Origin of the sequence: Paraburkholderia hiiakae (assembly GCF_904848665.1) — a bacterium.
Classification (GTDB): Bacteria; Pseudomonadota; Gammaproteobacteria; order Burkholderiales; family Burkholderiaceae; genus Paraburkholderia; species Paraburkholderia hiiakae.
The window spans coordinates 242963-264307 of sequence record NZ_CAJHCQ010000003.1; the positions used below are offsets into that span (position 1 = coordinate 242963).

Below are 21345 nucleotides of genomic sequence, written 5' to 3' on the forward strand. Positions count from 1 at the left end.
ATCGCTCAGGCGCGAGGCAGCTGGAACGCCTCGGCGAGAAGTTCGTAAGAGCGCAGACGAGCCTTGTAGCTGCCCGCAACGGTCAGCACGATCAGTTCGTCGGCGCGAAAGTTGTCCTTGATCGCAAGTAGGCGCTCCGTGACGCTCTCCGGCGTGCCGATTACGCTGCGCGGCTTCTCACGGTCGATCACGATCTGCTCGCGCTCGCCGTACTCCTGTGCGCGCCCTTGCTCGAGGCTCGGAATCGGCGCGTTCAGGCCGTAGGCCATCTGTACGCGGCGCAGGTCGACGGCCTTTTCCAGGTCGGCGGCTTCGGCTTCGGTGTCGGCGCAGATCGCGAACACGGCGCACGCGAGATACGGCTTGGCCTCGTGGCCCGGCTTGAAGCGGTCGAGATACGCCTGCGCCACGAGATGTCCGAAGTGCGCGTTGATGAAGTGGGCGAACGAGAAGCGCAGCCCGAGCTGCGCGGCGAGGATGCCGCCGAAGTCGCTCGAGCCGAGCACCCAGAGCTCCGGGCGCGTGTCGATCTGCGGCTGCAGCACCACGCCGTGCGCGAGGTGGTCGGCGGGGAGCTTGCCGTCCATCAGGCCGACGAGATCCTGCACTTGCTGCGCGAACTGGTCACCGCGGTTATACGCGCCCGCGGCCACGGCCTGCGCCGTACGCATGTCGCCGCCCGGCGCGCGCCCGACACCGAGATCGACGCGCCCCGGAAAGAGCGCCTCGAGCATCATGAACTGCTCGGCGACCTTGAACGGGCTGTAATAGGGCAGCATGATGCCACCCGAGCCGATGCGGATGCGCTTCGTCACGCTGCCAAGGCGCGCGAGCATGACTTCGGGGCACGGGTTGCACACGCCCAGCAGGCCGTGGTGTTCGGCGCACCAGTAGCGCGTGTAGCCGAGGTCGTCGGCAAGCTGTGCGAGTTCGATGGTGGCGGCGATGGCGTCCGCCGCGCTGTGCCCGGCGATGACGGGCGACTGGTCCAGTACGGAAAGCCGTGTCATGGCAGTGCTGCTCCTTGCCTGTGTTCGCGGCGCCGCGCGCCGGCACACGGGTGCGCCGGCGCGTGCGTCACGAGATGATGCTCCGGTCGGGCAGACGCCGCGCGATTTCGGCGACGAGCGTCTGCGCGAGCGCCTGCTTGGCCGCGCGCGGCAGCGGCTTGCGGCCTGCCGCCTCGAACAGCACGACTTCATTGTCGTCCTGGCCGAAGGTGAGCGGCCCGAGATTGCCGATCAGGAGCGGCACCTTCTTGCGTGCGCGCTTTTCTTCGCCGTGCACGTCGAGGTCGCCGCTTTCGGCGGCGAAACCCACGCAGTACGGAGGATTCGGCAGGGCCGCGACCGAGGCGAGGATGTCCGGGTTCTCGACGAACGTGAACGTCGGCATGCGGTGCTCGGCCGTTTTCTTGATCTTGTGCTCGGCGACGTGATCGACGCGCCAGTCGGCCACGGCCGCCACGCCGATGAAGACATCGGAGTTGGTTGCGGCGCGCATGACCGCGTCGTACATCTGCTGGGCGGTTTGAACGTCTTCGCGATACACGCCCCACGGCGTTTCCAGCCCGACCGGGCCCGCGACCAGATGCACCTCGGCGCCCGCCTGCTGCGCAGCGCGCGCGAGCGCGAAGCCCATCTTGCCGCTCGAACGGTTGGTGATGCCGCGCACGGGATCGAGCGGCTCGAAGGTCGGGCCGGCGGTGATCAGGAGCTTGCGGCCCGCGAGCACTTTCGGCGCGAAGAACGAGACGATCGCCTCGTACACGGCTTCGGGCTCGAGCATGCGCCCGTCGCCGATCTCGCCGCACGCCTGCGGGCCGGAATCGGGGCCGAGCGTTTCGATGCCGTCCGCGCGCAGCTGCGCGACGTTGCGCTGCGTGGCCGGGTTTTGCCACATCTGCCGGTTCATCGCGGGCACGACCAGCAGCGGACAGTCGCGCGCCACGCACAGCGTGGAGAGCAGGTCGTCGGCGAAACCGTGGGCGAGCTTGGCGAGGAAGTCGGTCGAGGCGGGTGCGATCACGATGGCGTCGGCCTCGCGCGAGAGGTCGATGTGCGCCATGTTATTGGGCACGCGGCCGTCCCACTGGCTCGTGTAGACGGGGCGGCCCGAGAGCGCCTGCATCGTGACCGGCGTGATGAACTGCGTGGCCGCCTCGGTCATCACGACTTGCACGGTCGCGCCTGCCTTGGTCAAGAGGCGCGTGAGCTCAGCGATCTTGTAGCAGGCAATGCCGCCGGTCATGCCGAGCACGAGGTGGCGGCCAGCAAGCTCGCCTGGGTTTGCAGCGGACGTGTTCAAGTCACAGCTCCTTTAACCGTGCAGCCCGCACACTCAGCGCGCGCCGCGCACGCGCCGCAATTCGTCGAACACCAGCAGCGCCGCGCCGATGCAGATCGCGCTGTCGGCAAGGTTGAACGCCGGCCAGTGCCAGCCGCCCACGTGGAAGTCGAGAAAGTCGATCACGTGGCCGTACAGCAGGCGGTCGATCACGTTGCCGAGCGCACCGCCCATGATGAGCGCGAGCGCCGTGCAGAAGAGCTTCTGCGTGGCGTGGCGCTTGAGCAGATAGCAGATCACGAGCGCCGCCACCACGCCGAGCGCGGTGAACGCCCAGCGCTGCCAGCCGCCCGCCGAGGACAGGAAGCTGAATGCCGCCCCCTTGTTGTAGACCAGCACGAGGTTGAAGAACGGCGTGATCACACGGCCTTCGCCGTAGCTGAACACCTTGTTGATGGCGATTTTCGTGAGCTGATCAGCGAGGATCACGATGACCGCGACCCCCAGCCACGGTGCGAGCGTGCCGCTTGCGCCGTTCGACCTGGTTTGCTTGGGCAGCGTTTTCGCCATTATGCCGCGCTCCGTTTTTCACCGTCGCCGAACAGATTCACGACGCAGCGGCCGCACAGGCCCGGATGCTCCGCGTTCGCGCCCACGTCCTCGCGGTAGTGCCAGCAGCGCTCGCACTTGAGGTACTTCGAGGTGACCACTTCGACGCCTTCCTCCGCTTCGCTTTCCACCTTCACGACTTCCGCCGCCGAGGTGATGAGCACAAACTTGAGGTCGTCGCCGAGCGACGTGAGGGCGTCGTAGCGCGCGCCGCTCGCGAGGATGCGCACTTCGGCCTGCAGCGACGAGCCGATCTGGTTCGCCACACGCGCCCCCTCGAGCGCCTTCGTCACGTTGCCGCGCACTTCGCGCAGCAACGTCCACTTGGCGATCAGCTCCGGCGCGCCTTCGACGTCCGGGAAGGCGTGGAAGGTTTCGGTGAAGATGGTTTCGCTTTGCGGCTGGAACACCTTCCACGCTTCTTCGGCCGTGAACGAAAGGAATGGCGCGAGGATGCGCAGGAGGCTATGCGTGATGTGGTGCAGCGCCGTTTGCGCGCCGCGGCGGGCCTTCGAGTCCGCTGCGCTCGTGTAGAGGCGGTCCTTCAGCACGTCGAGATAGAAGCCGCCCAGGTCTTCCGAGCAGAACGTCTGCAGCTTGGCCACCACCGGGTGGAATTCGTAGCGGTCGTAGTTCGCGAGCACATCGTTTTGCAGCGTATGTGTGAGCGCGACGGCGTAACGGTCGATTTCGAGCCATTCGCTTGCGGGCAGCGCATGCTTCTCGAAGTCGAAGTCCGACAGGTTCGAGAGCAGGAAGCGCAGCGTGTTGCGGATGCGGCGATAGCCTTCCGTCACGCGCTTGAGGATCTCTTCCGAGATGGCCAGCTCGCCCGAGTAGTCGGTCGAGGCGATCCACAGACGGATGATTTCCGCGCCCAGGCGATTCGCCACTTCATGCGGATCGACGCCGTTGCCGAGCGACTTCGACATCTTGCGGCCCTCGCCGTCCACGGTGAAGCCGTGCGTGAGCAGCGCGTTGTAGGGCGGGCGGCCGTCGAGCATGGAGGCCGTGAGCAGCGACGAGTGGAACCAGCCGCGGTGCTGGTCCGAGCCTTCCAGGTAGAGGTCGGCCGGGAACTGCAGCTCGTCCTTGTGCGAGCCGCGCAGCACGTGCCAGTGCGTCGTGCCCGAGTCGAACCACACGTCGAGCGTGTCGCGGTTCTTCTCGTACATGTTGGCGTCGTCGCCGAGCAATTCGCGCGGGTCGAGCGTTTGCCAGGCTTCGATGCCTGCCTTTTCCACACGCTTCGCGACTTCTTCGAGCAGCTCCAGCGTGCGCGGATGCAGCTCGCCGGTTTCCTTGTGCACGAAGAACGCCATCGGCACGCCCCATTGGCGCTGGCGCGAGAGCGTCCAGTCCGGGCGGTTGGCGATCATCGAATACAGGCGCTGCTTGCCCCACGAGGGGTAGAACGCCGTTGCCTCGATGCCTTCGAGCGCGGTTTCGCGCAGCGTCTTGCCGCCGTCCGAGGGCTGAACGTCCATGCCCGCGAACCACTGCGACGTGGCGCGGTAGATGATGGGCGTCTTGTGGCGCCAGCAGTGCATGTAGCTGTGGAGGTACTTCTCGCTGCGCAAGAGCGTGCCGGCGGCGTCGAGCGCGTCGACGATCTTCGGGTTCGCCGCCCAGATCGAGAGGCCGCCGAAGAGCGGTAGCGATTCGATATAGCGGCCATCGCCCATCACCGGGCTGATGATGTCCGAGTCGGCCATGCCGTGCGCCTTGCACGACACGAAGTCTTCCACGCCGTAGGCGGGCGCCGAGTGGACGATGCCCGTGCCGGTGTCGGTCGTGACGTAGTCGCCGAGATAGATCGGCGAGGTGCGCTTGTAGCCGGGGTGCGCGGAGGCCAGCGGGTGATGGAAGCGCAGGTTCGCCAGCTTCTCGCCCTTCGTCGTGGCGACGATCTTGCCGTCGAGGTCGAAATCCTTCATGCACGCTTCCACGCGCTCGACGGCGAGGATCAGCAGGCCGCGTTGCGTGTCGACGAGCGCGTAGTCGATTTCCGGGTGCACGTTCAGCGCCTGGTTCGACGGGATCGTCCAGGGCGTGGTGGTCCAGATCACGATGCCGCCTTCCTCGCGCGGCAGGGCGCTCAGGCCGAACGCCGCCGCCGTTTCAGCCGGCTGCGCAAACGGGAACAGCACGTCGATGGTCGGATCGGTCTTGTCCTTGTACTCGACTTCGGCTTCAGCGAGCGCCGAGCCGCAGTCGAAGCACCAGTTCACGGGCTTGAGGCCCCGGAACACATAGCCCTTCTCGATGATCTTCGCGAGTGCGCGGATCTCGCCGGCCTCGTTCACGAAGTTCATCGTCTTGTACGGGTTGTTCCAGTCGCCGAGCACGCCCAGGCGCTTGAAGCCCTTCTTCTGCGTCTCGATCTGGCCGGCCGCGTACTCGCGCGCCTTCTGCATCACTTCCTGGGCGGGCAGCGACTTGCCGAACTGCTTTTCGATCTGGATTTCGATCGGCATGCCGTGGCAGTCCCAGCCCGGCACGTAGACCGCGTCGAAGCCCGCAAGGTTGCGCGCCTTGACGATCATGTCCTTGAGGATCTTGTTCACCGCGTGGCCGAGGTGGATGTCGCCGTTCGCATACGGCGGCCCGTCGTGCAGGATGAACTTCTTGCGGCCCTTCGAGGCCGCGCGGATCTTCTCGTAAACCTGGTTCTCTTCCCATTCCTTGACCCATTGCGGCTCGCGCTTGGGCAGGTCGCCGCGCATCGGGAACGGAGTGTCGAGCAGGTTGACGGGGTACTTCGATTCGGACTTCTGCGGCTTGCCGGAGGATGCTTTTTTATCGCTCATGGTGAGATCACGTGGAATTCAGGGGATGCATGGCGTCAGCGTTGCGGCCGATGCCGCGCAACCGTCGCCTCGGGCGCTGCATGCCGTGCTTTTTCGCACGCGGCGCCTGGGGGGCGGGGCAGCCCGCGCACGCGGGCCGCAGGTCACCTAATTCGGTCAGTGGCCGAGGTGGCGAAGCCGGTGGATGCGCCGCCGGCCACGTCGGCGCCCGCGGCGGCGAACCACGCGCGGGTGTTCGCCACGTCGCGAGCGATCGCGGCGGTGAGCGTTTCGAGGTCGGGAAACTTCTCCTCGTCGCGCAGCTTCTTGAGGAACTCGACGCGCACGAGCTTGCCGTAGGCGTCGCCGTGCCAGTCGAGCAGATGCACTTCAAGCAGCACGCGGCCCGAGTCGTCCACGGTCGGGCGCAGGCCGAGGCTCGCGACGCCTGGCAGCGGGCGGTCGCCCATGCCATGCACCATCACGACGAAAATGCCCTTGAGCGCCGGCCGCTTGTGGCCGATCAGCAGGTTCATCGTGGGGAAGCCGAGGTCGCGGCCGAGCTTCAGACCATGCGTGACGTGCGCGCTGATGTGATAGCCGCGGCCAAGCGAGGCGCGCGCGGCGTCGAGGTCGCCCGCGTGCAGTTGAGCGCGCACGGCGGAGCTGGAAATGCGCACGCCCGAGGGGTCGGCCACCGTCGCCATCTGTTCGACTTCGAAGCCGTGCTGCGCGCCCGCGGCCTGCAGCGAGGCGAAGTCGCCCGCGCGCTTGGCGCCATAGCGGAAGTCGTCGCCGATCATCATCCAGCGCGCGTGCAGGCCGCCCACGATGATGCGTTCGACGAACGCCTCGGGCGACTGGCTTGCGAACGTGTGGTTGAAATGCTCGACCACGACCCGGTCCACGCCGTTTTCGCGCAGCGCCTCGAGCTTGTCGCGCAGCATGGCGATGCGCGGCGGGGCGCTGGCCGGGTTGAAGAACTCGCGCGGATGCGGCTCGAAGGTCATCACGCAGACGGGCAGGCCGCGCGCGTCGGCTGCCGCGCGCACGCGCGCGAGCAATGCCTGATGCCCGCGGTGGACACCGTCGAAATTGCCGATGGTCAGCGCGCAGGGCGCGCGGCTTTCGGCATTGGGAAGACCGCGGAAGACTCTCACGATAGCGGAACCTGGTGGAACCTCGAAAAGCGCGCTGGCGCAGCACGCGTGCTAAGGACCTTCTGACTTGGCCACTCGCGGCCCAAGGACCGCGACGAAACAGAAGATTATAAACGCAGGAGGCGACGATCGCCGCCGCACGAGCGTTGAGCAGGCCCCCCCGATGATAAAATCCGCGGATGAAAAATCTCGTTATCCTGATTTCGGGGCGGGGCAGCAACATGGAAGCCATCGTGCGCGCTTGCGCGCAGGAAGCTTGGGGCGCACGTATCGCCGCCGTGATTGCCAACCGTCCTGACGCCGCGGGCCTCGCGTTCGCGGCTGCAAACGGCATTGCCACGGCGGTCGTCGACCACCGTCAGTTTCCCGATCGCGCCAGCTTCGACACGGCGCTCGCTCAAGTCATCGACGGCTATGCGCCGGATCTCGTCGTGCTGGCGGGCTTCATGCGCGTGCTGACTGAATCGTTCGTCGGCCATTATGCGGGTCGGATGCTGAATATTCATCCCTCGCTGCTGCCGATGTTTCCGGGCCTCAAGACGCATCAGCAGGCGCTCGACGCGGGCTGTCGCGTGCACGGCGCGACGGTGCATTTCGTCACGCCTACACTGGATCATGGTCCGATCGTCGCGCAGTCGGTGGTTCCGGTGCGCGCGGGCGACGCCGCTGCGGCGCTCGCCGCGCGCGTGCTCAAGACTGAACATGTGATGTATCCGCGCGCGGTGCGCTGGTTCGTCGAAGGGCGCCTCGCGCTCGACGGCGCACGCGTGACGCTCACGCCAGCCGAGCCACAATGGCTCTTCTTTGACGACTCGCAAGCCGCCGGGGAGGGCGCATGAGACTGCATGGATTTCTGATTGGACAAACCGAAACGTTGCTCGCCGACGTCCTCAAATTCACGGGCCCAGCCGACGCGGTGACGAGCCGCTTCTTCCGCGAGCATCCGAAGCTCGGCCACGCCGAGCGCGGCGTGATCGCCGAAGCCGTGTTCGCCGTGCTGCGCCGGCGCATGGAGTTCGCACACCTCGCCGAGAGCGGCGCGGGCAGCCCGACGCGCCGCCTCACGCTGCTCGGTCTCATGGCGACTGCGGGCCGTTCGGCGATCCGTCCGTTCGTTTCCGACGCCGAGGCCAGCTGGCTCGAGCACGTTTCGAAGATCGACCCGGCGAGCCTGCCGCAGCGCGTGCAGCTGAACCTGCCGGAGTGGATCATGAAAGCGCTGGAAACGCGCTTCGAGCCCGCCGAACTCACGCAACTGGCCTCCGCGCTGAACTACCCGGCGCCGCTCGATCTACGCGCCAACCCCATCAAGGCGAACCGCGACGAACTGATTCGCTCGCTGTCCGAGTCGGGCATCGAAGGCGGCGAAACGCCGTTCGCGCCGTTCGGCGTGCGCGTGACGGGCAAGCCCGCGCTCTCGAAACTCGACGCGTTCAAGAACGGCTGGTTCGAGGTGCAGGACGAGGGCAGCCAGTTGCTGTGCACGATCCTGGCTCCGCGCCGCGGCGAGATGGTCGTGGACTTCTGCGCGGGCGCGGGCGGCAAGACGCTGGCACTCGGCGCAATGATGCGCTCGACGGGCCGGCTCTACGCCTTCGACGTGTCCGAGCGGCGCCTCGCCAAGCTCAAGCCGCGCCTCGCGCGCAGCGGCCTTTCGAACGTCAATCCGGTGCTGATCGACAGCGAGCATGACGCCAAGATCAAGCGACTGATCGGCAAGATCGACCGCGTGCTCGTGGACGCGCCGTGCTCGGGCCTCGGCACGCTGCGCCGCAACCCCGACCTCAAGTGGCGCCAGTCGCCAGAGTCGATCGCCGAACTCGCGCCCAAACAGCTGTCGATTCTCACGAGCGCGGCGCGCCTGCTCAAGCGCGGCGGGCGTCTCGTCTACGCGACCTGCAGCATTCTCGAAGCCGAGAACGAAGCGGTCGTGAAGCAGTTCCTCGAGGCGCACCCCGACTTCGTGCTGGTGAGCGCGCGCGACGTGCTGGCCGAGCAGCGTGTGGGCCTCGACACGGGCGACTACCTGGCGCTGTGGCCGCACCGCCACGCCACCGACGGCTTCTTTGCCGCCGTGCTGGAGCGTCGCGGCGAAGCCCAGCCTAAGGCGAAGGCGGCAGGCGCGCAGACCACGCCCGAGGAAGCCTCGGCGGTGCAGGAAACGTCCGACGCGATCGCAAAGGCGCAGGAAAGCGAAGCCGCCGAGCCGGACGCCGCGCTGGACTAAGCGCGCGGCAGGCAGCCGCGATGCGGGACCGTCCAGCCGGTACGAGCCGGGCGGCCCCGCAAAATCGCCAGTGACTGAGTGTCAGGCTGCGTCGTGTTGGCCGACCGCTCGTTGCGTAAAGGCGACACCATAAGCGTAGGCGGCATTCAGGGCCAGGTGACGCAAATCCGCCGTCGTGCGAAGTCTTGACGGCATCGAGACCCTGATTCCCAACGTTCCGACGCCGTTTCTCATCGAGTTTTCAGGCGACGGCGCACAACTCGAACTAGGATTGTTAATAGAGGATGCTGCGGTCGGCGCGACCGGGGTGCGCTCAGTTGCGGATCGCGCCGTGGAAGGATGGATGGGGCCAGATGATGCGAAAAGGGTCGATTGGGGTGCGGCAAAGCGCCTCGAAACGTCCTTCAGACGTTGACGCCGTAACCATTAAAGAAAAAAATCTTCCTTTGTTACAAACACTTGGAACGGTTCTAGTAGAATGCCGTCCAACCGGATCTAATCGCTTTCACTTTCTTGACACCGGCGCCTGGCTGAAAGGCCGACGCGCTTCGTTTCACAGGTAAATGCCTTGTTGAACTCCCTGCTTGATTTCCTCGCCCACGGCGTGCTCCATTTCTCGTGGTGGCAGATCGTGCTGTTCGCGGCGGTGGTCACCCACATCACGATTATCGGCGTGACGGTGTACCTGCACCGCTGCCAGGCGCACCGCGCGCTGGACCTGCACCCCATCGCGAGCCACTTCTTCCGTTTCTGGCTGTGGATGACCACGGGCATGCTTACGGGCCAGTGGGCGGCGATCCACCGGAAGCACCACGCCAAGTGCGAAACGGAAGAAGATCCGCACAGCCCGCAAACGCGTGGCATCTGGAAGGTGCTGCTCGAAGGCGCTGAGCTCTATCGCACCGAAGCGAAGAACGAAGAAACGCTGCGCCGCTTCAGCCACGGCACGCCCAACGACTGGATGGAGCGCAACGTCTACACGCGCTACCCCATTCTCGGCGTGAGCATCATGATGGTGATCGACGTCGCGCTGTTCGGCGCCGTCGGCCTCACCGTGTGGGCCGTGCAAATGGCGTGGATCCCGTTCTGGGCTGCTGGCGTCGTGAATGGCCTCGGTCACTTCTGGGGCTACCGCAACTTCAATTCGTCTGACGCAAGCACGAACCTTCTTCCGTTCGGCATCATCATCGGCGGCGAGGAACTGCACAACAACCACCACACGTTCGCGACTTCCGCGAAGCTCTCGAACAAGTGGTACGAGTTCGATATCGGCTGGATGTATATCCGCATGATGCAGGCGGTGGGTCTTGCCAAGGTGAAGAAGGTCGCGCCTACGCCGCGCCTTACCAAGGGCAAGCTGGTGCCCGATCACGAAACGCTGCAGGCCGTGCTGTCCAATCGCTACGAAGTGATGGCGCGTTACGCCAAGGCCGTGAAGCAGGCATACCGCCAGGAGCTCGCGCACCTCAAGGAAGTGGGCGAGCGCGAGAAGTACAAGGTCATGCGCGGCGCGCGCAATTGGTTCGACAAGGAAGAAGCCAGCCTGAACGAGCCGCAGAAGCGCCAGCTTCCGCAAATTTTCGCGAACAGCCAGAAGCTGCGCACGTATATCGAACTGCGTAACGAACTGGCCGCGATCTGGGAACGTTCGAGCGCCTCGCGCGAACAACTGCTCACGCAGCTCCAGGATTGGTGCCATCGCGCTGAACAAAGCGGTATCAAGGCGCTGCAGGAATTCGCGTCGCGCCTGCGCCGTTACGCCTGATTGGCCACATCGTCCCGAGGGGATTTTGGCCCCTCAGTGGGGCGTAAGAAAATCCTTTAGAATGACGAGACGTCACAAAACCCCGCGCTGGCGGGGTTTTTCTTTTTGGGCCGCAAAAAAGCCGGAGTCCCCACAATGGCTTCAATGGCGCGGCGATCCGTAGAGGCAGGAGATGATGAGTCAGGCAATCAGGAAGGTCGAATACGACCGGCCGCAGGGTGCCGTCTGCAGCGTTGGACAGGCTTGGGCGCGTGTACCCGATGCACCGTCCACGGCAGAACGCGTTGCATTGAAGGAGCGGATTCGCGCGTTGCTCAAGCGCGAGAAGGCGGTGCTTGTCGCGCACTATTATGTGGACCCTGAATTGCAGGAGCTCGCCGACGAAACCGGCGGCTGCGTGGCCGATTCGCTCGAGATGGCGCGTTTTGGCCGCGACCACGAGGCACAGACGCTCGTCGTGGCAGGCGTGCGCTTCATGGGGGAGACGGCGAAGATTCTGAGCCCGAACAAGCGCATTCTCATGCCCGACCTCGACGCGACCTGTTCGCTTGACCTCGGCTGCCCGATCGACGAGTTCTCGGCGTTTTGCGACGAGCATCCGGACCGCACCGTGGTCGTTTATGCGAACACGAGCGCGGCCGTGAAGGCACGCGCGGACTGGATGGTCACGTCGTCGATCGGCCTCGAGATCGTCGCCGACCTGCACGCCAGGGGCGAAAAAATTCTGTGGGCGCCGGACCGGCACCTGGGCAGCTACATCCAGAAGAAGACTGGCGCGGACATGTTGCTGTGGCAGGGCTCGTGCCTCGTGCACGACGAGTTCAAGGGCATCGAGCTCGACCAGCTGCGCGCCGAATACCCGGACGCAAAGATTCTCGTCCACCCCGAATCGCCGGAAGGTGTCGTCGCGCTTGCGGACGTGGTCGGCTCGACCACGCAGCTGATCGACGCCGCCGTGAAGCTCGACGCGCAACGCTTCATCGTCGCAACCGATTTGGGCATCCTGCACAAGATGCGCCTCGCGGCACCGGGCAAGACCTTCATCGAAGCGCCCACGGCCGGCAACAGCGCCACCTGCAAGAGCTGCGCGCATTGCCCGTGGATGGCCATGAACGGCCTCTCGAACCTTGCCGACGTGCTGGAGCGCGGCCACAACGAGATTCACGTCGACACCGCGATCGGTGAGCGCGCGCGTCTGCCGATCGATCGCATGCTGGCGTTCGCGGTAGAGCACAAGCGCCGCGTCCAGGCGAGCGGCGACCTCGCGCGCGACACGGCGTTGTTCTCGCAAGTGGGGGCGGCATAAATGGGTGCACTCGAATTGCTCGCAGTCGATGCGGTTTCGCCCGTGCTCGATGAAGTGCGCGCTCAGTACGGCGCAGCGTTCGACGCCGCGATCGTACGCAACGTGGCCGACGCGCTCGCGGAAGACGTAGGCCCTGGCGACCAGACTGGCCGCCTCGTGCCCGCCGATGAAATGCGCGACGCTCGCATCATCGTGCGTGAAGAGGCCGTGCTGTGCGGCGTGCTCTGGTTCGACGGCGTGGTGAAGCACGTTGATCCGCGCATCGAGGTGCGCTGGCACTATCGCGAAGGCGATCGCATGGCCGCCGACACGACCGTATGCTCGCTGCGCGGTCCGGCGCGCTCGCTGCTCACGGCCGAGCGCAACGCGATGAACTTCCTGCAACTGCTTTCGGGCGTGGCAAGCGTGACGCGGCGCTACGTCGATATGATCGCGCACACCAGTACGCGTATCCTGGACACGCGCAAGACGCTGCCCGGCCTGCGCCTCGCGCAGAAGTACGCGGTGCGCGTGGGCGGCGGCGCAAACCAGCGCCTCGCGCTTTACGACGGCATCCTGATCAAGGAAAACCACATCGCTGCGGCCGGCGGTGTGGACGCGGCGATGGACGCAGCGCTCGCGCTCGACGCGGGCGTGCCGATCCAGATTGAAGTCGAGACGATCGAACAGCTCGAAACGGCGCTCGCGCACGGCGCCAAGTCGGTCCTGCTCGACAACTTCTCGTTCGACATGATGCGCGACGCGGTGAAGCTCACGGCGGGGCGCGCGGTGCTCGAAGTCTCGGGCGGCGTGAACTTCGACACGGTGCGCACGATCGCGGAAACGGGCGTGGACCAGGTATCGATTGGCGCATTGACGAAAGACGTGCGCGCGACGGACTTCTCGATGCGCATTGTCTGAATCAGTAAATTCGTCGGGCTGAACTGAAACGAAAAGGCCGCCTCGCAATGAGGCGGCCTTTGTTTTTGCGGCGCGTTTAGTACGTAGGTCTTAAGAAATCGTGCGATTGCGTACGCGCTCCGGCGCGAGCACGCTCGGCAGCGCCTTGGGCAGCGAGTTCGGCCAGTCACGGCTGTAGTGCAGGCCGCGGCTCTCGCGGCGCGAGCGCGCACTTTCCACGATCAGCGAAGCGACTTCGACGAGGTTGCGCAATTCCAGCAGGTCGCGCGTGACGCGGAAATTCGCGTAGTACTCGAGAATCTCATCACGCAGCAGGGCGATGCGATGCTGCGCGCGCTCGAGCCGCTTGTCGGTGCGCACGATGCCGACGTAATTCCACATCAGCCGGCGCAGCTCGTCCCAGTTGTGGGCAACGACGACTTCCTCGTCGGAATCGGAAACGCGGCTTTCGTCCCAGTCGGGCAGCGGCGCGTGCGCGCCAGCGCTGAAGCCTTCTTCTTCGATCGCCCCCGCGGTCGAGCGGCCGATCACGAGGCACTCCAGCAGCGAATTGCTCGCGAGGCGGTTCGCGCCGTGCAGGCCTGTGTACGAAGTCTCGCCCACGGCGTAGAGGCCCGCAAGATCGGTGCGCCCGGCCAGATCGGTGACGACGCCGCCACAGGTATAGTGCGCGGCGGGCACGACCGGAATCGGCTCTTTCGTGATGTCGATGCCGAACTCGCGGCAGCGCGCGAGGATGGTCGGGAAGTGCTCCTCAAGAAACGCCGGCGGTTGATGGCTGATGTCGAGTTGCACGCAGTCGATGCCGTGCTTCTTGATCTCGAAGTCGATCGCGCGGGCGACGATATCGCGCGGCGCCAACTCGGCGCGCGCGTCGTGCGCGGGCATGAAGCGCGTGCCGTCGGGCAGGCGCAGCACGCCGCCTTCGCCACGCACCGCTTCGGAAATGAGGAACGACTTGGCGTGCGGGTGAAAGAGGCAGGTGGGGTGGAACTGGATGAACTCCATGTTCGCCACGCGGCAGCCCGCGCGCCACGCCATGGCGATGCCGTCGCCTGTGGCCGTGTCGGGGTTCGTCGTGTAGAGGTAGACCTTGCCCGCGCCGCCCGTGGCGAGCACCGTGTGCGGCGCCTGGATCGTCACCGTGCGGTCGTTCTTCAGATCGAGCGCATACAGGCCGTGGCAACGACGGCCCGGCAGACCCAGGCGGTCGGACGTGATGACGTCAATCGCCTGATGGTCTTCGAGGATCGTGATGTTCGGGTGCGAGCGGGCACGCTCGAGCAGCGTTTGCACGACGGCGTGGCCGGTTGCATCGGCGGCGTGGATGATGCGGCGATGGCTGTGGCCGCCTTCGCGCGTGAGGTGAAAGCCGAGTTCGGCTGCTGCGTCCTTCGTGAACGGCACGTCTTGGGCGATCAGCCATTCGATAGCCTCGCGGCCATGCTCGACGATGTAGCGTGTCGCCGCCTCGTCGCACAGGCCGCCGCCGGCGACGAGCGTATCGTCCACGTGGTTCTCCACGCTGTCGGCCGAATCGAGCACGGCGGCAATACCGCCTTGCGCGCGGTCGCTCGCGCCTTCGGTCATCGCGCGCTTGGCGATGATGACGACGCGACGCGAGTCTGCGAGATTCAGCGCGACGCTCAGTCCTGCGAGGCCGCTGCCGACGATCGCTACATCGAAATTCATGATCCTGCTTCTCCGTCTCTCTTGTTCTACGCTTTGTGGCTACCGCATTCGCCGCGGTCCTGCGCCGTCGCGGGCATATGACATGCGTGTGGCAGCCGGTATAAAGCGGGAAGCATACTCCGAGAGAGGAGCGAACGGATAGCGGCAGTTCGGGCGCTGCCGTTAAAACACCGTTGCGTGACGCGAACCGAAGCGGGGCGGGCGCGCAAAAAGAAAAACCCCGCTAAAAAGCGGGGTTTTTCTGTCTTCGTCAGGCTCGAAACCCGATCAATTACTTGATCTTGGTTTCCTTGTACTCGACGTGCTTACGAACAACCGGGTCGAACTTCTTGATCGACATTTTTTCCGGCATGTTGCGCTTGTTCTTCGTGGTCGTGTAGAAGTGACCCGTGCCTGCGGTCGACTCGAGCTTGATCTTGTCGCGGATACCCTTGGCCATGATTTACTCCTTACAGTTCGCCGCGTGCGCGCAGGTCTGCGAGCACGGAATCGATGCCGTTCTTGTCGATCAGGCGCAGGCCTGCGTTCGAGATGCGCAGACGCACCCAACGGTTTTCGCTTTCAACCCAGAATCGGCGGTTTTGCAGATTCGGGAGGAAACGGCGCTTGGTCTTGTTGTTAGCGTGGGAAACGTTGTTGCCGCTCATCGGCGCTTTCCCAGTGACTTGGCATACGCGTGCCATAAGTGCACTCCTACGGAATTCTGAGTTCGAGAGCCGCTTAAGTTTCCCAGGGCGAGAAATGGCCGGAAAAGAGAGCGCTCACGTATGGATGAGAGACAACCTCGAACCCAGGCCATATTTCCCCTAGGAAGCCTTGATGGCTTTCGGAACAGGGTTGGAAATAGGCAAACCGTGATTCTAGCAGAAAAAAGCCTGGAAAATCAAACCCGATTTGCGCGTGTTGTTGTGCGGCGCCGCAGTTGCCTGCACTCTCCACCCCGCAGCCGCCTCAACTCCAGCCGTGGCGCGCGAAGGAAAACGTCTCCCGCGTGCCAATGACCAGGTGGTCGATGAGTTGAACCTCCACGAGCGCCAGCGTTTCGCGCAACACCCGCGTGAGGCGCCGGTCGCTCGCGCTCGGCTGCACCGCGCCCGATGGGTGATTATGGGCGACGATCAGGCTCGCGGCATTGAGCGTTAGCGCGCGCCGCACGATTTCACGAGGATACACCGCCATGCGCGTGAGCGAGCCGCGCGAGCTTTCCTCGGAGCGGATCAGCCGATGGCGGGCATCCAGAAAGAGGCAAATGAACACCTCGTGCGGCCGCCCGCCGATCAGGAGACGCAAATAGTCCTCGACCGCGCCCGGAGAGTCGACGAGCGGCTTGTCGTCGAGCGCCTCGGCGAGCGCCCGCCGTGCGAGCTCGGTCACCGCTTGCAACATCGACGCTTTTGCGGGCCCGATGCCGCGCAGGGCCTCGAATTCTTCGCGCTGCGCATCGAGCATCGCGCGCAGCGAACCGAATTGGGCCAGGAGCGTGCGGGCCACCTCGAAGACATCGTGGCCCGGCAAGCCGGAGCCGAGCAGGATCGCGAGCAGCTCCGCGTCCGATAGCGCGGCCGCGCCCGCCGTGCGCAGTCGCTCGCGGGGCATGTCGCGGCGCCGTGCTGCAGGCGCCGCGCCATTGCGGACCGACACCGGAGGCGCAGCCGGCGCGGGAAGTGCGGCGTTGCCGGGGCCATGCTCCGCGCAACCCAGACCGCGCGGGCGGCCGGCGAGGGCGCCGCCAACTGTACTGGGTGCCGTGTCGGGCATGCACGCAAGTTCGGTCATGACAGTCTCCACAGACTAATAAGGAGCGCGCAGCGCACGTGAGCACCGGCGGTGGCAGTGCACAATCGCGCCGCGACCGCCCCGGCCAAGTGGCTTACAATAGATGTTTTCCGGCCGCCCAAGGCAGGCCGGGCCGGCGCCTTGCGGCGCGTACGCGCGAAGCGCGCGTTCCGACGAAAAGAGTTACGCATGAGCATCATCGACATCTCCGAAGTGAAACCCGGTTCCCACGTGACGCTGCATTACCGGCTTTCGCTCGCCGATGGCACCGAAATCGTCAATACCTTTGTCGACCGTCCCGCCACCCTGCTGATGGGCGCCGGCCAGCTCGCGCCGCCGCTGGAAGATATTTTGCAGGGCCTGAAGGTGGGTCACCACTCGACCTTTCAGCTAGAACCGGGCGTCGCTTTCGGCCAGCGCAACCCCGACCTGATCCAGCGCGTCTCGCTCAAGACCCTGCGCGAGAACGGCATGATCGGCGAGGAGTTCAGCCCGGGCGACCTGATCGAGTTCAATGCGCCCAACGGTGGCCGCTACGCGGGTGTGCTCAAGGAAGTGAACGAGACTTCCGCCCTGTTCGATTTCAACCACCCGCTCGCTGGCCAGGCGGTTGCGTTCGAAGTGCAAATCATCGGAATCCTTTAAAGCCCATGACCAACACGGACACGTCCCTCATCGCAGATCTGACTGAAGCGGAAATCCTGCTCGCCCAGCCGCGCGGCTTCTGCGCCGGCGTCGATCGGGCCATCGAGATCGTCGAACGCGCGATCCAGCTTCACGGCGCACCGATCTACGTGCGTCACGAGATCGTCCACAACGCGTATGTCGTCGAAGACCTGCGCAAGAAGGGGGCGATCTTCATCGAGCAGCTCGATGAAGTCCCGTCCGGCAACACGGTGATCTTCAGCGCGCACGGCGTCTCCAAGTCCGTGCGTGCCGACGCCGAAGCGCGCGGCCTGCGCGTCTACGACGCGACCTGCCCGCTCGTCACGAAGGTGCACGTGGAAGTCGCGAAGATGCGCGACGAAGGGCTCGACATCGTCATGATCGGGCACAAGGGCCATCCGGAAGTGGAGGGCACGATGGGGCAGGTGGCCGAGGGCATGTACCTCGTCGAAGACATTGCCGACGTCGAGGCGCTCGCGCTGCGCGATCCGCAGCGCGTGGCGTTCGTCACGCAAACCACGCTTTCGGTGGACGACGCCGCGGAAATTATCTCGGCGCTCAAGGCGCGCTTTCCGGCGATTCGCGAGCCGAAGAAGCAGGACATCTGCTACGCCACGCAGAATCGCCAGGACGCCGTCAAGTTCATGGCGCCGCAGTGCGATGTCGTGATCGTGGTGGGCAGCCCGAACAGTTCGAATTCGAACCGGTTGCGCGAAGTGGCTGAGAAGCGCGGCATTCCGGCCTATATGGTGGATGCCCCTGAGCAAATCGACCCCCAGTGGCTCGCGGGCAAGCGCCGGATCGGCCTGACGGCCGGTGCGTCGGCTCCCGAGGCGCTTGCACAGGAAATCATTCGCCGCCTGCACGAACTTGGTGCGCGCAACGTCCGCGCACTCGAAGGCATCGAGGAGAACATTGCGTTCCCCTTACCGCGCGGCCTTGGCCAGTCGGTCTGAAGCCTCCCGCTTCCCGCCAGAACGCGCCCATCCGGCGCGTTTTTTTATGCCCCAGACGCGTGCGGGACGCCAAATAATAAGGGCCATATTAATAGAAAAAGGAGGTTAACCTCACATTGGGCGGGTGTTCTTATTAGTGTTTTCGCTAGAGTGGGGCATCGAATCATGTGGTGTGACCCCTATTTAATGGGTCGATTGACACGCGTTCGACATGAATGCACCGCGCCGGGGCGGGATTTTTATGCCCTCCCTTAAATACCATTCATTTAAACCAATGCCCGCCCGACAAGGCATTGCGGCGATTATCCGCAACACATGATGCGAAGTCCGTCGATTTTTGGTGCAACTGGTGCACGAAAATGCGGCGCAACCTGTGGTGCAACCTGGTTCATACGCTTATCTAAAAATATGGTTGCAATGCAGGAAAACCCTGCCGGTTCAACAATATTGCCCGTCGCATAATTGGCGTTACAATGCGCGCGTTCTGAGGGCTGGATTCGTTGAGAAGGCCATCAGGCAAGCATTTCGGAAGGCGCAGGAGACCTGATTAATGCAATTCAAGTCTGTTTTTGCCGCGTCATCGATTAATGCGGTTGCGCTGTGCAACGCGCGGCACAGCCGCAGTGTCGAGACGGGCATGAGCGCAACATCGATCATTCCTGGCATGCAGATTGCTTTTGCATGCTCCGGCGTTGTCATGCCGGTTCGCCGCCTGGGTGCGATGGATCTCGCGGGTGAGATTCCGAAGTGCGTGGGCGGCCGGGGAGAGGGAGTCATGGCGTTTGACGCATTCGCGTTTGCCGGCCGCAAGGCTTGCCGCGAATACGCCAACGCGAATATGACGCGTAGTTGATTGAACCCGACGGCACCGAACCATCCGACGGTGCCGTTTTTGCATCCGCTTTTGGCGAGCCTGCCGCTGCAACACAGCGGCAACGCGAACCAGGGCGGCCAACCGTTACCGGTTTTTACTTCAATACCCGAAAGTGTCGTTGCGGTTCCGTAAAACATCGCCCACCGGCCGATGACGAGCGCGAATCCGGTTGCACGGGCTAAGGAGCATTAAATGGATATTTTCATCCAGCAGATCCTGAACGGGCTGGTGCTTGGCAGCATCTACGCCATCATCGCTTTGGGCTACACCATGGTGTACGGGATTCTGGGCATCATCAACTTCGCGCACGGCGACGTGCTCATGGTGGGCGCCATGGTTGCGCTCTCCGCGATCAACGTGCTCCACAATCACTTCCCGGGCCTCGGGAACATCCCCACGCTGTGCATCGCCCTTGTGGTCGCCGCAGTGGTTTGTGCGGTCGTCGGGTACACGATCGAAAAGGTCGCGTACCGGCCGCTGCGCCGGGCGCCGCGCCTCGCACCGCTGATCACCGCGATCGGTGTCTCGATCCTGCTGCAGACGCTCGCCATGATCATCTGGGGCCGCAATCCGCTCGCGTTCCCCCAGCTCATCTCGACCGATCCGATCAACGTCATCAAGCCCACTGAAACCGGCGTGGGCGCCGTGATCTCGATGACGGAAATCGTCATCATCGTCGTCGCGTTCCTCGTGATGGCGGGCCTCCTGCTCCTCGTGCACAAGACCAAGCTCGGCCGCGCCATGCGCGCCATCGCCGAGAACCCGAACAATGCCTCGCTGATGGGCGTGAACCCGAACTTCGTGATCTCGGCCACGTTCATGATCGGCTCGGCGCTCGCGGCGCTGGCCGGCGTGATGATCGCCTCGGAATACGGCAACGCGCACTTCTACATGGGTTTCATCCCCGGCATGAAGGCCTTCACGGCCGCGGTGCTGGGCGGTATCGGCAACCTCGGCGGCGCGATGGTCGGCGGCGTGGTGCTCGGTCTCATCGAGCAGCTCGGCGCAGGCTACATCGGCAACCTGACCGGCGGGGTGTTCGGCAGTAACTATCAGGACGTCTTCGCATTCATCGTGCTGATCGTCGTGCTCGTGTTCCGTCCGTCGGGGCTGCTGGGCGAACGTGTCGCGGACCGCGCATAAGAGGGAGTAGCACAACATGACTTCAATTCAACCGATCGAGCCGTCGACGACGCTCATCCCCGAAAAGAACACGACCAAAACGCTCGCCGTGGGTGTCGTGACTGCCATCGTCGTTGCTGCGCTGCCCTTCGTGGTCGGCGCCGCGGGCGGCAACTACTGGGTGCGCGTGCTCGACTTCGCGATGCTTTACGTGATGCTCGCGCTGGGCCTGAACGTGGTGGTGGGCTTCGCCGGCCTGCTGGACCTGGGCTATATCGCGTTCTACGCGGTGGGCGCCTACGTCGCTGCGCTGCTGACTTCGCCACACCTCACCACGCAGTTCGCGTGGATCGCCAGCATGTTCCCGGGCGGCCTGCATACGCCGTACTGGATCGTGGTGCCGTGCGCCATGGGGCTCGCCGCCATCTTCGGCGTGCTGCTCGGCGCACCGACGCTGCGTCTGCGCGGCGACTACCTCGCCATCGTGACCCTGGGCTTCGGGGAAATCGTTCGTATCTTCATGAACAACCTCGACCGTCCGGTGAACATCACCAACGGGCCGCAGGGCATTACCGGTGTCGCGCCGCTGCAGGTCTTCGGCTTCAATCTCGCGCAGCCGCACGAGGTCCTCGGCTTCACGTTCACGTCGGTGTACATGTACTACTACGTGTTCGTGATCTGCGCGCTGCTCGTGATCTGGGTGTGTACGCGTCTGCAGCACTCGCGCATTGGCCGCGCATGGGCCGCGATCCGCGAAGACGAAATCGCCGCCAAGGCCATGGGCATCAACACCCGTAACGTCAAGCTGCTCGCGTTCGCGATGGGCGCGTCGTTCGGCGGTCTTTCGGGCGCGATGTTCGGTGCGTTTCAGGGCTTCGTGTCGCCGGAATCGTTCACGTTCTGGGAATCGGTCGTCGTGCTCGCCTGCGTGGTGCTCGGCGGCATGGGCCACATCCCCGGCGTGATTCTCGGCGCCGTGCTGCTCGCCATTTTCCCCGAGTTCCTGCGCTCGACGATGGGCCCGCTCCAGCACATGCTGTTCGGCCACGAAATCGTCGATACGGAAGTCATTCGCCAGCTGCTCTACGGTCTCGCCATGGTCGTCATCATGCTGTATCGCTCGGAAGGCCTGTGGCCCGCGGCGAAGCACGAGGACAAGATCGCGAAGATCGCCAAGCGCGCCAGCAAGAAGCCGGTTCGCGCATAACGGGGAGAAC

At 64.5% G+C, this 21345-nt stretch carries 20 protein-coding genes; 11 read left to right on the forward strand and 9 right to left on the reverse strand.

Annotation, left to right across the window (positions count from 1 at the left end; genetic code table 11):
- Positions 1–5 precede the first annotated feature (5 nt).
- From JMY28_RS08185 to JMY28_RS08205, 5 genes are all read right to left on the reverse strand, one after another.
- Positions 6–1010 carry an LLM class flavin-dependent oxidoreductase gene (locus JMY28_RS08185; protein ID WP_201695406.1) on the reverse strand — a complete coding sequence of 335 codons (1005 nt, stop codon included), beginning with the start codon at positions 1008–1010 and terminating at the stop codon, positions 6–8.
- 67 nt (positions 1011–1077) lie between these two features.
- Positions 1078–2307: a bifunctional phosphopantothenoylcysteine decarboxylase/phosphopantothenate--cysteine ligase CoaBC gene (coaBC, locus tag JMY28_RS08190; protein WP_407945483.1), complete on the reverse strand. Its 1230-nt coding sequence runs from the start codon at positions 2305–2307 to the stop codon at positions 1078–1080.
- A gap of 33 nt (positions 2308–2340) precedes the next feature.
- Positions 2341–2856 (reverse strand): signal peptidase II, encoded by a 516-nt coding sequence (lspA, locus tag JMY28_RS08195; RefSeq protein WP_201695407.1) that lies wholly within the window; start codon positions 2854–2856, stop codon positions 2341–2343.
- Positions 2856–5705 (reverse strand): isoleucine--tRNA ligase, encoded by a 2850-nt coding sequence (gene ileS, locus JMY28_RS08200; protein ID WP_201695408.1) that lies wholly within the window; start codon positions 5703–5705, stop codon positions 2856–2858. Before ileS ends, lspA begins: the two co-directional genes overlap by 1 nt.
- Before the next feature lie 143 nt (positions 5706–5848).
- The gene (locus tag JMY28_RS08205) at positions 5849–6844 is read right to left on the reverse strand and encodes a bifunctional riboflavin kinase/FAD synthetase (protein ID WP_201695409.1); all 996 of its coding nucleotides are present in this window, start codon (positions 6842–6844) and stop codon (positions 5849–5851) included.
- Positions 6845–7023: 179 nt separating this feature from the next.
- Between JMY28_RS08205 and purN the strand changes: the two genes are divergently transcribed.
- The 6 genes from purN to nadC all read left to right on the forward strand — a co-directional run bounded on the left by purN (position 7024) and on the right by nadC (position 13042).
- The gene (gene purN, locus JMY28_RS08210) at positions 7024–7683 is read left to right on the forward strand and encodes a phosphoribosylglycinamide formyltransferase (protein ID WP_201695410.1); all 660 of its coding nucleotides are present in this window, start codon (positions 7024–7026) and stop codon (positions 7681–7683) included.
- Positions 7680–9071 carry an RsmB/NOP family class I SAM-dependent RNA methyltransferase gene (locus tag JMY28_RS08215; protein WP_201695411.1) on the forward strand — a complete coding sequence of 464 codons (1392 nt, stop codon included), beginning with the start codon at positions 7680–7682 and terminating at the stop codon, positions 9069–9071. Before purN ends, JMY28_RS08215 begins: the two co-directional genes overlap by 4 nt.
- Before the next feature lie 93 nt (positions 9072–9164).
- Entirely contained in the window at positions 9165–9260 is a 96-nt protein-coding gene (locus tag JMY28_RS39505) for a mechanosensitive ion channel domain-containing protein (RefSeq protein WP_407945484.1), read from the forward strand.
- Between the two features lie 379 nt (positions 9261–9639).
- A complete protein-coding gene (locus JMY28_RS08225) occupies positions 9640–10836 on the forward strand; it encodes a DesA family fatty acid desaturase (protein ID WP_201695412.1) in 1197 nt (398 codons plus the stop codon).
- A 175-nt stretch (positions 10837–11011) separates the two neighbouring features.
- On the forward strand, positions 11012–12142 hold the full coding sequence (nadA, locus tag JMY28_RS08230) for a quinolinate synthase NadA (RefSeq protein WP_201695609.1): 1131 nt from the start codon (positions 11012–11014) through the stop codon (positions 12140–12142).
- Complete coding sequence (gene nadC, locus JMY28_RS08235) at positions 12143–13042, forward strand: carboxylating nicotinate-nucleotide diphosphorylase (RefSeq protein ID WP_201695413.1); 900 nt, start codon at positions 12143–12145, stop codon at positions 13040–13042.
- A 90-nt stretch (positions 13043–13132) separates the two neighbouring features.
- Here nadC and nadB read toward each other — a convergent pair whose 3' ends face one another.
- From nadB to radC, 4 genes are all read right to left on the reverse strand, one after another.
- Positions 13133–14734, reverse strand: a complete 1602-nt coding sequence (gene nadB, locus JMY28_RS08240; protein WP_201695414.1) for an L-aspartate oxidase — start codon at positions 14732–14734, stop codon at positions 13133–13135.
- A 271-nt stretch (positions 14735–15005) separates the two neighbouring features.
- Positions 15006–15173 (reverse strand): 50S ribosomal protein L33, encoded by a 168-nt coding sequence (gene rpmG, locus JMY28_RS08245; RefSeq protein ID WP_027817504.1) that lies wholly within the window; start codon positions 15171–15173, stop codon positions 15006–15008.
- A gap of 10 nt (positions 15174–15183) precedes the next feature.
- Positions 15184–15417 (reverse strand): 50S ribosomal protein L28, encoded by a 234-nt coding sequence (rpmB, locus tag JMY28_RS08250; RefSeq protein WP_027794135.1) that lies wholly within the window; start codon positions 15415–15417, stop codon positions 15184–15186.
- 268 nt (positions 15418–15685) lie between these two features.
- Entirely contained in the window at positions 15686–16510 is an 825-nt protein-coding gene (gene radC / locus JMY28_RS08255; protein ID WP_201695415.1) for a RadC family protein, read from the reverse strand.
- Between the two features lie 189 nt (positions 16511–16699).
- Here radC and JMY28_RS08260 point away from each other — a divergent pair, with 189 nt between their 5' ends.
- The 5 genes from JMY28_RS08260 (at position 16700) to JMY28_RS08280 (ending at position 21335) form a co-directional block, all read left to right on the forward strand.
- Positions 16700–17155 carry an FKBP-type peptidyl-prolyl cis-trans isomerase gene (locus JMY28_RS08260; protein WP_201695416.1) on the forward strand — a complete coding sequence of 152 codons (456 nt, stop codon included), beginning with the start codon at positions 16700–16702 and terminating at the stop codon, positions 17153–17155.
- 5 nt (positions 17156–17160) lie between these two features.
- Positions 17161–18132 (forward strand): 4-hydroxy-3-methylbut-2-enyl diphosphate reductase, encoded by a 972-nt coding sequence (gene ispH / locus JMY28_RS08265; RefSeq protein WP_201695417.1) that lies wholly within the window; start codon positions 17161–17163, stop codon positions 18130–18132.
- A 637-nt stretch (positions 18133–18769) separates the two neighbouring features.
- Positions 18770–18985, forward strand: coding sequence for a hypothetical protein (locus JMY28_RS08270; protein ID WP_201695418.1), 216 nt, complete (start codon positions 18770–18772; stop codon positions 18983–18985).
- Between the two features lie 213 nt (positions 18986–19198).
- Positions 19199–20149 carry a branched-chain amino acid ABC transporter permease gene (locus JMY28_RS08275; protein WP_201695419.1) on the forward strand — a complete coding sequence of 317 codons (951 nt, stop codon included), beginning with the start codon at positions 19199–19201 and terminating at the stop codon, positions 20147–20149.
- A gap of 16 nt (positions 20150–20165) precedes the next feature.
- Positions 20166–21335, forward strand: a complete 1170-nt coding sequence (locus JMY28_RS08280) for an ABC transporter permease subunit (protein WP_201695420.1) — start codon at positions 20166–20168, stop codon at positions 21333–21335.
- Positions 21336–21345: the final 10 nt, after the last annotated feature.

Bases quoted from the DNA above. Each gene is read 5' to 3' on its own strand.
- JMY28_RS08185 (WP_201695406.1), bottom strand. From the start codon at position 1,010: ATGACACGGCTTTCCGTACTGGACCAGTCGCCCGTCATCGCCGGGCAC.
- lspA (WP_201695407.1), bottom strand. From the start codon at position 2,856: ATGGCGAAAACGCTGCCCAAGCAAACCAGGTCGAACGGCGCAAGCGGC.
- ileS (WP_201695408.1), bottom strand. From the start codon at position 5,705: ATGAGCGATAAAAAAGCATCCTCCGGCAAGCCGCAGAAGTCCGAATCG.
- purN (WP_201695410.1), top strand. From the start codon at position 7,024: ATGAAAAATCTCGTTATCCTGATTTCGGGGCGGGGCAGCAACATGGAA.
- JMY28_RS08215 (WP_201695411.1), top strand. From the start codon at position 7,680: ATGAGACTGCATGGATTTCTGATTGGACAAACCGAAACGTTGCTCGCC.
- nadA (WP_201695609.1), top strand. From the start codon at position 11,012: ATGAGTCAGGCAATCAGGAAGGTCGAATACGACCGGCCGCAGGGTGCC.
- nadC (WP_201695413.1), top strand. From the start codon at position 12,143: ATGGGTGCACTCGAATTGCTCGCAGTCGATGCGGTTTCGCCCGTGCTC.
- nadB (WP_201695414.1), bottom strand. From the start codon at position 14,734: ATGAATTTCGATGTAGCGATCGTCGGCAGCGGCCTCGCAGGACTGAGC.
- rpmG (WP_027817504.1), bottom strand. From the start codon at position 15,173: ATGGCCAAGGGTATCCGCGACAAGATCAAGCTCGAGTCGACCGCAGGC.
- rpmB (WP_027794135.1), bottom strand. From the start codon at position 15,417: ATGGCACGCGTATGCCAAGTCACTGGGAAAGCGCCGATGAGCGGCAAC.
- radC (WP_201695415.1), bottom strand. From the start codon at position 16,510: ATGACCGAACTTGCGTGCATGCCCGACACGGCACCCAGTACAGTTGGC.
- JMY28_RS08260 (WP_201695416.1), top strand. From the start codon at position 16,700: ATGAGCATCATCGACATCTCCGAAGTGAAACCCGGTTCCCACGTGACG.
- ispH (WP_201695417.1), top strand. From the start codon at position 17,161: ATGACCAACACGGACACGTCCCTCATCGCAGATCTGACTGAAGCGGAA.
- JMY28_RS08270 (WP_201695418.1), top strand. From the start codon at position 18,770: ATGAGCGCAACATCGATCATTCCTGGCATGCAGATTGCTTTTGCATGC.
- JMY28_RS08275 (WP_201695419.1), top strand. From the start codon at position 19,199: ATGGATATTTTCATCCAGCAGATCCTGAACGGGCTGGTGCTTGGCAGC.
- JMY28_RS08280 (WP_201695420.1), top strand. From the start codon at position 20,166: ATGACTTCAATTCAACCGATCGAGCCGTCGACGACGCTCATCCCCGAA.